Raw genomic sequence first — 13284 nt, 5'->3', positions numbered from 1 at the left:
CGACATGGCGATCCACGCGGGGATTTACGTACGCCAGTCGGAACGTCGCGCCACCGGCAGCGAAGCCAGCACCACCGCACAACGCGAAGAGTGCCTCAGGGCCATGCAGCAATGGGACACTCCACCGGACCACATCGAGGTCTACGAGGACCTGGGCATGAGCGCCTTCAAGGACGTGGAACGCCCCGCCTACGAACGACTGCTGCGCGATGTCCGAGCCGGCCGCATCAACGTGATCCTGGTGCACTACATGTCCCGGCTCAGCCGGAAGACCGCCACAGAGACGATCAACGAACTCCGCCCACTCCTCATGAACCGGGTCCGAATCATCAGCGTCGGCGAGCATCGCGAATTCCACGCCGACAACCAGCTCGCTCTCACGGAACTCTTGTTCAAGCTCCAGGCCAACCACGAAGAAAGCCTGAACAAGAGCCACGCCATCAGAGCCGCCAAAGCGCTGGAAGCCAGCCTGGGCGGCTACACAGGAAAAGCCCCGTTCGGCTTCACCCTCGTACACGAGACACGCAGGTCCGCTGACGGAAGGCCAGTCAACGTCAAAGTCCTCACGCCCGACACGCGACACGAAGCACCGATCGTCCGCCGCATCGTGGAGATCGTCGAGGAATGGGCCGCCACGGGCGACACCTCCGGCTCCTGCTGGAAGCTCGCCCGCCAACTCGAAGCCGAAGGACACCTGACACGCGGCAGGAAGACCGCACAGCTGCGCGCGGACGCTCCCTGGGACACGGGCACCGTCAAGCGCATTCTGGTGGACCCGCGTATCGCCGGCTTCGCTTGTGAGAGCGTGTACGGCACCCGACGGGACGGTACGCCGAGCAGGAGAATCGCCGAGTACCGGATCATCCGGGATGACAGCGGCAACCCCGTACAGACGTACGAGCCGATCGTCAGCCCCGAGAGTTGGTACCGCGTGCAGGACTGGGTAGAAGAGCGCCACCCCGGCGGCGGGGACTGGCAGGGCCAACCCTCAGGAATCCTGTCCGCGATGAAACTCCTGTACTGCGAATGCGGGACCTACATGACGCATGACGGAACCGGCTCCAAGAAGCACTACCGGTGCCGCCGCCGGACCGTGATGCCAGACCAGCACAGGGGAGACGTGACCATCGGGGCGAAGGGGATCGAGGAGTATCTCGCCCGACAGGTTCTGGCAGTGGTCGCGACATCACAAGGCGACCAAGCGACCAAGAGCGTTCTCGCGACCGCATTGGCACGCTATGCGCACGAACAGGAGCAGCAGGAATCCCCGCAGGTCACTGAGGAGCGAGACTGGCTCTTGGCCGAGCGCGCGAACCTTCGGCACGAGCGGCAACAGCAGCGCGCCGAGGAGCGACAGGAACGCGAGCTCGCCGAACGCATGAGGGCACTGGATGCCCGAATTGCAGAATTGGGAAACAGCGAGCGCGTTGAACTCCCCCGTTCCACCTGGCTACCGCACAACGGAACAGACCCCATCGGCCCCGGCTCATGGTGGAACCAGGCAACCCGAGACGACAAGCGTGCCTTCTTCCGCTTCTTCCTGGACCGCGTGGAGGTACGCAAGGCCTACCGCCACGCAGGACAAGGCGTGCCCACCGAGTCACGCGTGAGCATCACTTGGGCAGGCGGCATCAACCTCGGCGTACTGCCTTAGCACAGACGTGGAAACGGCTCGAAGCCGCAAAGCGAGCTTTCGGCTTCGAGCCTTGCCCAACCTGACGAACCGGCGTGCCTTTACAGCCCGCCCTCCGACATTCCGTGCACAGCGGGGATCGTCCCCAGCCGCCCCTTCTGGAAGTCCTCGAAGGCCTGCTGGAGCTCCTCGCGGCTGTTCATCACGAAGGGGCCGTAGTGGGCCATCGGCTCACGGATGGGCTGTCCGCCGAGGAGGACGACCTCCAGGTCCGGGGCGTTGGAGTCCTGCTTCTCGTCCGCGCGGACGGTGAGGGAGCCGCCGGTGCCGAAGACCGCGGTCTGGCCGAGGTGGACCGGGCGTCGGTCCGTGCCGACCGAGCCGCGCCCGGCAAGGACGTACGCCAGCGCGTTGAAGTCCTCACGCCACGGCAGCGTGATCTCCGCGCCCGGCGCGAGCGTCGCGTGGATCATCGTGATCGGGGTGTGGGTGGCGCCGGGGCCCTGGTGGCCGTCCAGTTCGCCCGCGATCACCCGCAGCAGGGCGCCGCCGTCCGGCGAGGTCAGAAGCTGGACCTGGCCGCCACGGATGTCCTGGTAGCGCGGGTCCTTCATCTTGTCCTTGGCGGGCAGGTTGACCCAGAGCTGAAGCCCGTGGAACAGCCCGCCGGACATCACCAGCGACTCAGGCGGAGTCTCGATGTGCAGCAGGCCCGAACCAGCCGTCATCCACTGCGTATCGCCATTCGTGATGGTGCCGCCACCACCGTTGGAGTCCTGGTGAACGAACGTGCCGTCGATGATGTATGTGACGGTCTCGAAGCCTCGGTGAGGATGCCAGGGGGTCCCCTTCGGCTCCAAGGGACCGTAGTCCACCTCCCCCATCTGATCCATCATGATGAACGGGTCGAGATGGCGGTAGTTGATCCCGGCGAACGCCCGGCGCACCGGGAAGCCCTCGCCCTCGAAACCGCTCGGCGCGGTCGTGACGGTGAGCACGGGACGTGCCACGGCGTCGGCCGGCGCGGTTACGCGGGGCAGCGTGAGCGGGTTCTCGACGGTCACTGCAGGCATGTCGGTACCTCCTTGTGCGGCCAGTTTAGTTGAGCGTTGAACTTTCTGCCACCCCAGAACGACGAAAGCCCGGAGGACATTCCCTCCGGGCTGCGCCGTGTGCGGGCCGGGGCCCGCGTCAGTTGCTGAAGTACAGGTACTTCCAGGCCCCGTACGTCGTCGAGTTCACGGTGTCGCCGGACGAGCCGTTGACGTACACCGACCGCATCCGCGCCCGGATGCCCGACTCACCGGGTGCCTCCAGGCTGACGGCCGACTTCCCGTTCGTACCGATCGGGAAGTACTGCGAGTCCGCCGAGTACCACGAGCCCTGGTAGTAGACCTGGAGATCGAAGCGCTGCTGACGGCCCGGGTAGTAGCTCATCGTCGTGGTGAGCAGCGGGTCGGTGTTCTTGTGGAACCAGTAGTACGACGTCGAGCCGATCTTCGCCGTCTTGTAGTGCTTGGTGACGGCGGTGGAGACCTTGACCCGGGCGTAAGCCGTGGCCTTGACCGTCTTCGGCTTGTAGCGGGCGTCGCCCGAGAACACCGCGGTGACGGCCGTGTCGCGGGTCATGTCCACCCACGCGCTGATGTCGCCGGCGGAGTTGACCTTGCCGGACTTGATCAGCTTCTTCGACTTGTCGCCGCCGAAGGGGTCCGCGTAGATCTGGACCGAGCGGTTCTTGTACGTCGTCCCGAGGTGCGCGGTGAACTTGACGTCGGCGCCGTAGTTGTACAGCTTGCCGTTGTTGTTCAGGCTCAGGGAGGTCGAGGCGCGGGAGACCTCGACGGTGTCGGAGGCGCCGGCCGTCGTGTGCTCGGCGTCGCCCGCGTACTTCACGGTGTACTTGACCTTGCCGCCGGCCGGCGGGGTGTCCGCGAAGGAGTACGTGCCGTCCGCCTTCACCGTGACGGCCGCCAGCGCCTTGCCGTTCGGGCTCTCCAGGTCGGTGCGGGTCACGGCGAGCTTCGTGCCCACCGCGAACGGCACGTTCGCCGTGAGCTTGCCGGTGACCGTGAGCTTCTTGGCGCGGGTCGCGGACGCGGGCGCGTTGACCGTGAGGGTCGGCACGCTGAGCGCCGGGCCCGTGAACACCTTGAGGGTGTACGTGTTGTTCCCGTTGCCGGCCAGGGCGAACACCCGGGAGGAGTCCGGGGCCCAGGCCACCTCGCCCATGCCGGAGTTCCCGGCGTCGAAGCGGCGCACGGGCTTGTCGGAGCCCGCCTTGTAGACGTTCACATGGCGGTCATAGGCCTGGGCGATCAGACCGCCCGGCGAGACGTCGGCGGACCAGCCGGTCTCGGTGAGGCCCGCGACCTCCGTGAAGGTGCCGTCGGCGTGGTTCAGCTTCCGGTACCCGTTCCAGAGCACCTGGGAGGCGCCCGGCATGAGGTCGATGTCCATGGTCCAGCGGTCGGCGTCCGTCTTGGCGACCACCTGCGGGGTGGTGCCGGAGACGTCCAGCAGGTTGATCGCGCCCGCGCGGTCGCCGCTGTCGTGGAAGGCGAGCAGACCGGGTGAGGACGGGTCCGCATCGAGGACGGCCGCGTTGTAGTACGGGGCGACACCCTCCGGGAGCTGCCCGAGGGTCACCGCGGTGGCCGCGTCGACGGCGGTGGGGTCGATGACGCCCAGATTGCCGTGGAAGCCGGTCTCGTCCGTCGTCCGGTACGAGAACCACAGCCGCCCGCCGGCGAAGGCCGCCTCACGCGGGTCGACGCCGGCGCCGAGGTCGTAGCGGGTCCTGACCTCCAGGGTGGCCGCGTCGACCGCCACGATCTCGTGCGTCGTCGGCAGGGCCGCGTACAGGGTGAGACCGTCGTCCGAGAGCGCGAGATCGCTGGGGCGGCCGAAGCCGACGTTCAGGTCGACCAGGGTGCCTTTGTAGTCGGTGGCCAGGATCCGTCCGTTGTCCTGGTCCGCCACGAAGACGCGCTGAAGGGCGCCGTCGACGACCAGGCCGACGGGCTGGGTGAGGACGGCCGATTCGGCCGAGGCCGTACCGGCGGCCGCGACGCTCAGCGCCACGGAACTGAAGAGGACCGCGAGTGCCGTCGCGGCCGAAGTGCTGCGCATGCGCACAGTGATGAAACCCCCACAAGAAATCCCGGGGTCGCCGGGAGATGAGAGCGCCGCGCGGCACCCGGACGTGAACCGCTGACAAGCGGTGACGTGTGGGGCGCGGCTGCCAGGGGGGAGTCTATGGCATGGCTGTGACAATCAGGTGGAGATTTTTTCCGCGGAGTTCCCGCCGGTCGTGGGGTCAGCCGTACATCCGCCGCATCGCGAACTCCACCATCTGCTCGACCGCCTTCGCGTCGAACACCATCCGGTGCTCGCCCTCCATGTCCAGGACGAAGCCGTAGCCGGTCGGCAGCAGGTCGATCACCTCGGCACCGGTGATCACGAAGTACTTGGACTCCTTGCCCGCGTACCGGCGCAGCTCCTTGAGCGAGGTGAACATCGGGATCACCGGCTGCTGGGTGTTGTGCAGGGCGAGGAAGCCGGGGTTGTCACCGCGCGGGCAGTACACCTTCGACGTCGCGAAGACCTGCTGGAAGTCCTCGGCGGACACCTGCCCCGTGGTGAAGGCACGCACCGCGTCCGCGAGCGAGGGTGGAGACGGCTCGGGGTAGAGCGGAGGCTGCTGCTGTCCGTACCCGCCGGGCATCGGCTGCTGCGGGGGGACGTAGCCCTGTTGGGCACCGGCGTTCTGGTCGTAGCCGTACATGGGCGCAAGCGTACCGAGAGCGCGGCCCTGCAAGGCGGGTCACGGGGACTTCACAGGCGGGGCCCTGGTTTTCCACAACGGCCGCTCATAGCGTCCGGCCTACCAGAGAGCAGCGAGGAGACCGGCCATGGGCACATCGCACCACCACGACGAGGACCACGAGCACGACAGAGGGCTGTCCTACGACCTTCCCGTCCTCGCCCGCCGACGGATGATCCGGCTGATGGCCGGGGCGAGCCTGATACCGCTGGTGGGTTGCTCCGCCGAGGACGACACCTCCGCGACCTCTTCGTCCTCCCCCTCCTCCGCGTCTTCCTCCTCTGCCGGCTCCGCCGGCGAAGCGTCCGAGTGCGCGACGATCCCGAACGAGACCGCCGGCCCCTACCCCGGCGACGGTTCCAACGGCGTGAACGTCCTCAAGGAGAGCGGTGTCGTCCGCAGCGACATCACCAAGAGCTTCGGCGACTCCGCGGGCGGCACCGCCGAGGGCGTGCCCCTGACCATCACGCTCACGGTCGTGGACGCGGCCTCCGGCTGCGGCACGGCGAAACAGGGCGCCGCCGTCTACCTCTGGCACTGCGACCGCGACGGCAACTACTCCCTGTACTCCGAGGGCGTCACCGAGGAGAACTATCTGCGCGGCGTCCAGGAGACCGACGACCAAGGACAGGTCACCTTCAAGAGCATCTTCCCGGCCTGCTACACCGGCCGCTGGCCGCACATCCACTTCGAGGTCTACGGCAGCCTTGAGGACGCCACCGCCGCCACCTCCATCACGAACACCTCGCAGCTCGCGTTCCCCAAGGACGTCTGCGACACGGTGTACGCATCGAACGGTTACAGCCAGAGCGTGCGGAACCTCGGCGAGCTGTCCCTGGAGACGGACAACATCTTCAGCGACGGCTATGACCAGCAGCTGGCGGCGGTCGAGGGCAGCGTGGAGAAGGGGTACACGGCGACGCTGACGGTCCCGGTGTGACCTGTCACAGATGGCCGGATCGGGGTTGCGTCTTATTACCGACGGGTAGCATCATCGAGTAGCTACTTGTTGGTATGTGAACTAGCGCGAGGAACCAAGTGCCTCGCCGATCTCTCTTTACGGAGCCGTCGCCATGGGGCACTACAAGTCGAATCTCCGCGACATCGAGTTCAACCTCTTCGAAGTACTCGGGCGCGACAAGCTGTACGGCACGGGCCCGTTCGAAGAGATGGACGTCGAGACCGCGAAATCCATCCTCGACGAGATGACCCGCCTCGCGGAGAACGACCTGGCGGAGTCCTTCGCCGACGCCGACCGCAACCCGCCGGTCTTCGACCCGGAGACCAACACCGCGCCGGTCCCCGCGTCCTTCAAGAAGAGCTACAAGGCGTTCATGGACTCCGAGTACTGGCGGCTCGGCCTGCCCGAGGAGATCGGCGGCACCACTGCTCCCCCTTCGCTGATCTGGTCGTACGCGGAGCTGATCCTCGGCGCCAACCCGGCCGTGTGGATGTACTCCTCCGGTCCGGCCTTCGCCGGGATCCTCTTCGACGAGGGCAACGACGTCCAGAAGAAGATCGCGCAGATCGCGGTCGAGCGAACCTGGGGCTCCACCATGGTGCTCACCGAGCCCGACGCGGGTTCGGACGTGGGCGCCGGGCGCACCAAGGCGATCCGGCAGGAGGACGGCTCCTGGCACATCGAGGGCGTGAAGCGCTTCATCACCTCCGGTGAGCACGACATGGAGGAGAACATCCTTCACTACGTGCTGGCGCGTCCCGAGGGCGCCGGTCCCGGCACCAAGGGCCTGTCCCTGTTCCTCGTGCCGAAGTACCTCTTCGACTTCGAGACCGGCGAGCTGGGGATGCGCAACGGCGTCTACGCCACGAACGTCGAGCACAAGATGGGCCTGAAGGCCTCCAACACCTGCGAGATGACCTTCGGCGACCAGCACCCCGCCAAGGGCTGGCTGATCGGCGACAAGCACGACGGCATCCGCCAGATGTTCCGCATCATCGAGTTCGCCCGCATGATGGTCGGCACGAAGGCGATCTCCACACTGTCGACGGGCTACCTGAACGCGCTGGAGTACGCCAAGGAGCGCGTCCAGGGTCCGGACCTGGCCAACTTCATGGACAAGGCCGCGCCCAAGGTCACCGTCACCCACCACCCGGACGTGCGCCGCTCGCTGATGACGCAGAAGGCGTACGCGGAGGGCATGCGCGCCCTGGTCCTCTACACCGCCTCGATCCAGGACGCGATCGCCGTCAAGGAGGCCGCGGGCGAGGACACGAAGACCGAGCACGCGCTGAACGACCTGCTCCTGCCCATCGTCAAGGGCTACGGCTCCGAGAAGGGCTACGAGCAGCTCGCCCAGTCGCTGCAGACCTTCGGCGGCTCCGGGTTCCTCCAGGAGTACCCGATCGAGCAGTACATCCGCGACGCCAAGATCGACACCCTGTACGAGGGCACCACCGCGATCCAGGGCCAGGACTTCTTCTTCCGGAAGATCGTCCGCAACCAGGGCGCGGCCCTCAACTCCCTTGCCGAGGACATCAAGAAGTTCCTCGCGCTCGGCACCGGCGGCGAGGAGCTGGCGGGCGCCCGCGAGTACCTCGCGAAGGCCGCCGTCGAGCTGGAGGCCATCGTCGGCCTGATGCTCACCGACCTCGCGGCCACCGAGCAGGACGTCAAGAACATCTACAAGGTGGGCCTGAACACCACCCGCCTGCTGATGGCCTCCGGTGACGTCGTCGTCGGCTACCTGCTCCTCAAGGGCGCCGCGGTCGCCGCCGAGAAGCTGCCGAACGCGTCCGCCAGGGACAAGTCGTTCTACACCGGCAAGATTGCGGCGGCGAAGTTCTTCGCGGCCACCGTCCTGCCGGGCGTCACCGGTGCGCGCAAGCTCGCCGAGGGCGTCGACCTGGACCTGATGGAGCTGGACGAGGCCGCGTTCTAGCCCGTTGGTCCCCCGTCACAAGGGCCCGTTCCCGGTCATGGGGAGCGGGCCCTCGTACGTCGTCAAGGAAGCCTCGTACGTCGTTAAGGTGAACCCATGAGCGAACCCCACCGCTTCGACCGCGGCCACACCGACGACCTCATGACCTTCCTGGCGGCGAGTCCCACGCCGTACCACGCCGTGGCGAACACCGCCGAGCGGCTGGAGAAGGCCGGGTTCAAGCAGGTCGCGGAGACGGACGCCTGGGACGGGTCGAGCGGCGGCAAGTACGTGCTGCGCGGCGGCGCGATCATCGCGTGGTACGTCCCCGAGAGCGCCGCGCCGCACACGCCGTACCGGATCGCGGGCGCGCACACCGACTCGCCGAACCTGCGGGTCAAGCCGCTGCCGGACGCCGGGGCGCACGGCTGGCGGCAGGTGGCGGTCGAGATCTACGGCGGCCCGCTGATGAACTCCTGGCTGGACCGCGACCTGGGCCTGGCGGGCCGGCTGACGCTCAGGGACGGCTCGACCCGTCTGGTGAACGTCGACCGCCCGCTGCTGCGCGTCCCCCAACTGGCGATCCACCTGGACCGTTCGGTCTCCTCCGAGGGCCTCAAGCTCGACAAGCAGCGCCACCTCCAGCCGGTCTGGGGCCTGGGCGACACCGTGCGGGACGGCGACCTGATCGCGTTCCTGGAGTCGGAGAACGATCTGGCCGCGGGCGAGGTGACCGGCTGGGACCTGATGGTCCACTCCGTGGAACCGCCGGCCTACCTGGGCCGCGACAAGGAGCTGGTCGCGGGGCCGCGCATGGACAACCTGCTGTCGGTGCACGCGGGCACGGCGGCGCTGGCCGCGGTGGCGACGGGCGGCGGACAACTGCCGTGCATCCCGGTGCTGGCCGCCTTCGACCACGAGGAGAACGGCTCGCAGTCCGACACCGGCGCGGACGGGCCGCTGCTCGGCAGCGTGCTGGAGCGTTCGGTGTTCGCGCGCGGAGGATCGTACGAGGACAAGGCACGCGCCTTCGCCGGCACCGTCTGTCTCTCCTCCGACACGGGCCACGCCGTCCACCCCAACTACGCGGAGCGGCACGACCCGACGCACCACCCGCGCATCAACGGCGGGCCGATCCTGAAGGTGAACGTCAACAACCGCTACGCCACGGACGGTTCGGGGCGTGCGGTGTGGGCGGCGGCCTGTGAGCGGGCCGGCGTTCCCTTCCAGTCCTTCGTCTCCAACAACTCCATGCCCTGCGGCACGACCATCGGCCCGATCACCGCGGCCCGGCACGGCATCAAGACCGTCGACATCGGGGTGGCGATCCTGTCGATGCACAGTGCGCGCGAGCTGTGCGGCGTCGACGACCCGCATCTGCTGGCGAACGCCCTGGTGGCGTTTCTGGAGGGGTAACGTCCGCCGGGCCGGGTACCCGTCGCCGACCGGCCGGAACGACCGGACCGGAAAGGGAGGCGACAGCTCATGGGCCATGGGGGTCCCCCCGCTCGAGCGAAGCCGAGAGTGGGGGAGGATGCATCATCCTCAGCGTCGCCCGCCGCCGCCGCGTCGAGGTACGCCCTTCGGTGCCGGTCGTCGAAGAGGACCGGCACCACTACCGCGACGGGTACGGCTGCTGACGGTCGGGGCATGACCCTCAGCCCGTCGGCCTACCGGCGGCGTTTCACAGGCGTCGGCGGGGAACCCCTCGTCTCATGAGATTCCTCGTACGCGACCGGCTCCTCGGCTTCGGTGACGACTACTGGATCGAGGACGACCGCGGCAACAAGGTGTACCTCGTCGACGGCAAGGCGATGCGCCTGCGGGACACCTTCGAGCTGAAGGACACGCAGGGGCGCGTCCTCATCGACATCCACCAGAAGATGTTCGCCCTGCGGGACACGATGGTGATCGAGCGGAGCGGCGACCTGCTGGCCCGCATCAAGCGCAAGCGGCTGTCGCTGCTGCGCAACCACTACCGGGTGTCCCTGGTCGACGGCACCGACCTCGACGTCAGCGGCAAGGTCCTCGACCGCGAGTTCGCCGTCGAGTACGACGGCGAACTGCTCGCCGTGATCTCCCGGCGCTGGCTGCACATCCGGGACACCTACGGCGTCGACGTCGTCCGCGACGACGCGGATCCGGCGTTGCTGATCGCGGTGGCGGTGTGCGTGATCCACCTGGCGGAGAAGGAGCGGGAGGCGGATTAGGGCCGACTGTCATGAGCTGAGGTGCCCGCACCGACGCACTATGTGAGACAAAAGAGTCATGGCCGGACTTCTCGACCGGCTGCGCCCGGTGCTGAGCGCCCCCACCGTCGCCCGCCAGGTCTTCGTGTGGCAGGCGGCGATCGTGGTGCTGCTCGTCGTCGCCGCGGTGATCGCCGTCGTGCTCCAGGTCCGCAGCGACAGCGAGCGCGAGGCCCGCAACCGCTCCCTCGCCGTGGCCGAGACCGTCGCGAACTCTCCGGGGGTCGTGGCGGCCCTGACGGGGCCGGACCCGTCCGCGGTGCTCCAGCCGCGTGCGGAGGCGGTGCGCAAGGCGTCCGGCATCGACTTCGTCGTGGTGATGAGCACGGACGGGATCCGCTACACCCACCCGAACCCCGACCGGATCGGCGCCCCCTACATCGGCCATATCGCCCCGGCCGTGGCGGGCGGAGTCGTGCGGGAGACCTACACCGGCACACTGGGCCCCTCCGTGCGGGCCGTCGTCCCCGTGACGGACGCGGAAGGCAAGGTCGTCGGTCTGGTCGCCGCCGGGGTGACGCTGGCCAGCGTGAGCGGGGTGGTCGACCACCAGGTGCCCGTGGTGATCGCCTCGGCCGGCGTGGCCCTCGTCGTCGCCACCGCCGGAACCGCCCTGGTCAGCAGGCGGCTGCGGCATCAGACGCATGGACTGGGGCCCGCCGAGATGACCCGGATGTACGAGCATCACGACGCGGTCCTGCACGCCGTACGGGAAGGCGTGCTGATCACGGACGGCGACGGACGGCTGGCGCTGGCCAACGACGAGGCGCGACGGCTGCTCGCGCTGGGGCCGGACGCGGAGGGCCGGCCCACCCTCGACCTGGCCATCGGCCGCGATCTGGCCCGGCTGCTGGACTCCGGCCGGCACGCCACCGACGAGGTGCATCCGACGCGCGGCCGGCTGCTGGCGGTCAGCCAGCGGTCCACCGCACGCGACGACGGCCCGGCCGGCAGTGTGGCCACCCTGCGCGACACCACCGAGCTGGAGTCCCTCACCGGCCGGGCGGAGGTGGCGCAGGAGCGGCTGCGGCTGCTCTTCGACGCCGGACTGGAGGTCGGCACCGGCCTCGACGTGACCCGCACCTCACAGGAGCTGGCGGACTTCGCGGTCCCCCGGTTCGCCGACTACGTCACGGTCGACCTGGCGGATCCCGTGCTGCGGGGCGGGGAGCCGAAGGCGGGCGACACGGCCATGCGGCGCGTCGCGTTCCGGGGCGTCAAGGAGGGCAGCCCGCTCTACGGGCTCGGCCGGCTGATCCACTTCGTGCCGGCCACCCCGCAGGCCGTCGGGTTCCTCGCCGGGCAGACGATCCTGGAGGAGGACATGACCACGTTCTCCGGTTGGCAGGTGCAGGATCCCGAACGGGCCCGGGGACTGGTGGCGTTCGGGATCCACTCGATGCTCGCGGTGCCCCTGCGCGCCCGCGGCGTCATCATGGGTGTGGCCACCTTCTGGCGCGCCGAGCAGCAGGAGCCCTTCGAGCAGGAGGACGTCTCCCTCGCCGAGGAACTGGTGGCCCGCGCCGCCGTCAGCATGGACAACGCCCGCCGCTACACCCGCGAGCACGGCATGGCCGTCACCCTCCAGCGCAGCCTGCTGCCACGGGCCCTGCCCGACCAGAGCGCCCTGGACGTGGCCTACCGCTATCTGCCCGCGCAGGCCGCACAGGGCGGGGTCGGCGGCGACTGGTTCGACGTCATCCCGCTGCCCGGCGCGCGGGTGGCGCTGGTGGTGGGGGACATCGTCGGGCACGGCCTGCACGCGGCGGCCACCATGGGACGGCTGCGGACGGCCGTCGACAACTTCTCGACCCTGGACCTCCCGCCCGACGAACTCCTGTGGCACCTGGACGAGTTGGTGGCCCGCATCGACCAGGACGAGGGCAGTGACGGCAGCGAGGAGGGCGGCGCGCCGGTCACCGGCGCGACCTGCCTGTACGCCGTCTACGACCCCGCGTCCGGGGTGTGCACCATCTCCCGCGCGGGCCATCTCGAACCGGCGGTCGTGCATCCGGACGGCGAGGCGGAGTTCCTCACCGTCCCCGGCGGGCCCCCGCTGGGACTGGGCGGCGGGCTTCCCTTCGAGGTGACGGTGGTGCGGCTGGCCGAGGGCAGCAGTCTCGTGCTCTACACGGACGGGCTCGTCGAGGACCAGCGCCGCGACATCGACGAGGGTCTTGAGCTGCTGCGCCGCGCACTGACCGGCCCCGGGCGGACGCCGGAGGAGACCTGCGACGCGACCCTCGACGCCCTGCTGCCCGACCGGCAGCGCGACGACATCGCCCTGGTCGTCGCCCGCACCCACCGGCTCGCGGCCGACCGCACGGCGGCCTGGGACGTGCCGGCCGACCCCTCGGCGGTGGGGCGGGTCCGGGCGGCGGCCGGCGGGACGCTTCAGGCCTGGGGCCTGTCGGAGGAGGCCTTCACGACCGAGCTGATCCTCAGCGAGCTGGTCACCAACGCCCTCCGCCATGCCACCGCCCCCATCCACGTCCGTCTGATCCGCGACCGATCCCTGATCTGCGAGGTCTCGGACGGCAGCAGCACGGCGCCGCATCTGCGCCGCGCGGCGTCGACGGACGAGGGCGGGCGGGGGCTGTTCCTGGTGGCGCAGTTCGCGGAGAGGTGGGGGACGCGCTACTCGGGGGGCGGGAAGGTGATCTGGACCGAGCAGCCGCTGGAGAAGTGACGGCCGGG

At 68.9% G+C, this 13284-nt stretch carries 9 protein-coding genes; 6 read left to right on the top strand and 3 right to left on the bottom strand.

Going from position 1 to position 13284, the window contains the following annotated elements; genetic code table 11:
• Nucleotides 1-4: 4 nt before the first annotated feature.
• Entirely contained in the window at nt 5-1654 is a 1650-nt protein-coding gene (locus ACIHFB_RS21860; RefSeq protein ID WP_400127648.1) for a recombinase family protein, read from the top strand.
• A gap of 80 nt (nt 1655-1734) precedes the next feature.
• Here ACIHFB_RS21860 and ACIHFB_RS21855 read toward each other — a convergent pair whose 3' ends face one another.
• From ACIHFB_RS21855 to ACIHFB_RS21845, 3 genes are all read right to left on the bottom strand, one after another.
• Nucleotides 1735-2706: a pirin family protein gene (locus ACIHFB_RS21855; RefSeq protein WP_400127647.1), complete on the bottom strand. Its 972-nt coding sequence runs from the start codon at nt 2704-2706 to the stop codon at nt 1735-1737.
• Between the two features lie 118 nt (nt 2707-2824).
• The gene (locus tag ACIHFB_RS21850; RefSeq protein ID WP_365271933.1) at nt 2825-4765 is read right to left on the bottom strand and encodes an Ig-like domain repeat protein; all 1941 of its coding nucleotides are present in this window, start codon (nt 4763-4765) and stop codon (nt 2825-2827) included.
• Between the two features lie 187 nt (nt 4766-4952).
• The gene (locus ACIHFB_RS21845; RefSeq protein ID WP_365271930.1) at nt 4953-5420 is read right to left on the bottom strand and encodes an SseB family protein; all 468 of its coding nucleotides are present in this window, start codon (nt 5418-5420) and stop codon (nt 4953-4955) included.
• 127 nt (nt 5421-5547) lie between these two features.
• On the opposite strand from ACIHFB_RS21845, the gene ACIHFB_RS21840 reads away from it, so the two are divergent.
• The 5 genes from ACIHFB_RS21840 (at nt 5548) to ACIHFB_RS21820 (ending at nt 13276) form a co-directional block, all read left to right on the top strand.
• Complete coding sequence (locus tag ACIHFB_RS21840) at nt 5548-6399, top strand: intradiol ring-cleavage dioxygenase (protein ID WP_365271927.1); 852 nt, start codon at nt 5548-5550, stop codon at nt 6397-6399.
• Between the two features lie 133 nt (nt 6400-6532).
• Nucleotides 6533-8359 carry an acyl-CoA dehydrogenase gene (locus ACIHFB_RS21835; RefSeq protein ID WP_400127646.1) on the top strand — a complete coding sequence of 609 codons (1827 nt, stop codon included), beginning with the start codon at nt 6533-6535 and terminating at the stop codon, nt 8357-8359.
• Nucleotides 8360-8455: 96 nt separating this feature from the next.
• Nucleotides 8456-9754, top strand: coding sequence for a M18 family aminopeptidase (locus ACIHFB_RS21830; RefSeq protein ID WP_400127645.1), 1299 nt, complete (start codon nt 8456-8458; stop codon nt 9752-9754).
• A gap of 299 nt (nt 9755-10053) precedes the next feature.
• Nucleotides 10054-10548 (top strand): LURP-one-related family protein, encoded by a 495-nt coding sequence (locus tag ACIHFB_RS21825; protein WP_365271918.1) that lies wholly within the window; start codon nt 10054-10056, stop codon nt 10546-10548.
• A 58-nt stretch (nt 10549-10606) separates the two neighbouring features.
• A complete protein-coding gene (locus ACIHFB_RS21820) occupies nt 10607-13276 on the top strand; it encodes a SpoIIE family protein phosphatase (protein ID WP_400127644.1) in 2670 nt (889 codons plus the stop codon).
• The last annotated feature ends 8 nt before the right edge of the window (nt 13277-13284 follow it).

Source organism: Streptomyces sp. NPDC051963 (assembly GCF_044593495.1).
Lineage (GTDB): Bacteria > Actinomycetota > Actinomycetes > Streptomycetales > Streptomycetaceae > Streptomyces.
Note: the sequence above shows the minus strand (reverse complement) of the source record. Positions and strands in the feature narration are given on the sequence as shown.

What these genes read in the sequence shown, in the direction of transcription:
- ACIHFB_RS21860 (WP_400127648.1), top strand. Translation starts at nt 5, where the DNA reads ATGGCGATCCACGCGGGGATTTACGTACGCCAGTCGGAACGTCGCGCC.
- ACIHFB_RS21855 (WP_400127647.1), bottom strand. Translation starts at nt 2,706, where the DNA reads ATGCCTGCAGTGACCGTCGAGAACCCGCTCACGCTGCCCCGCGTAACC.
- ACIHFB_RS21850 (WP_365271933.1), bottom strand. Translation starts at nt 4,765, where the DNA reads ATGCGCAGCACTTCGGCCGCGACGGCACTCGCGGTCCTCTTCAGTTCC.
- ACIHFB_RS21845 (WP_365271930.1), bottom strand. Translation starts at nt 5,420, where the DNA reads ATGTACGGCTACGACCAGAACGCCGGTGCCCAACAGGGCTACGTCCCC.
- ACIHFB_RS21840 (WP_365271927.1), top strand. Translation starts at nt 5,548, where the DNA reads ATGGGCACATCGCACCACCACGACGAGGACCACGAGCACGACAGAGGG.
- ACIHFB_RS21835 (WP_400127646.1), top strand. Translation starts at nt 6,533, where the DNA reads ATGGGGCACTACAAGTCGAATCTCCGCGACATCGAGTTCAACCTCTTC.
- ACIHFB_RS21830 (WP_400127645.1), top strand. Translation starts at nt 8,456, where the DNA reads ATGAGCGAACCCCACCGCTTCGACCGCGGCCACACCGACGACCTCATG.
- ACIHFB_RS21825 (WP_365271918.1), top strand. Translation starts at nt 10,054, where the DNA reads ATGAGATTCCTCGTACGCGACCGGCTCCTCGGCTTCGGTGACGACTAC.
- ACIHFB_RS21820 (WP_400127644.1), top strand. Translation starts at nt 10,607, where the DNA reads ATGGCCGGACTTCTCGACCGGCTGCGCCCGGTGCTGAGCGCCCCCACC.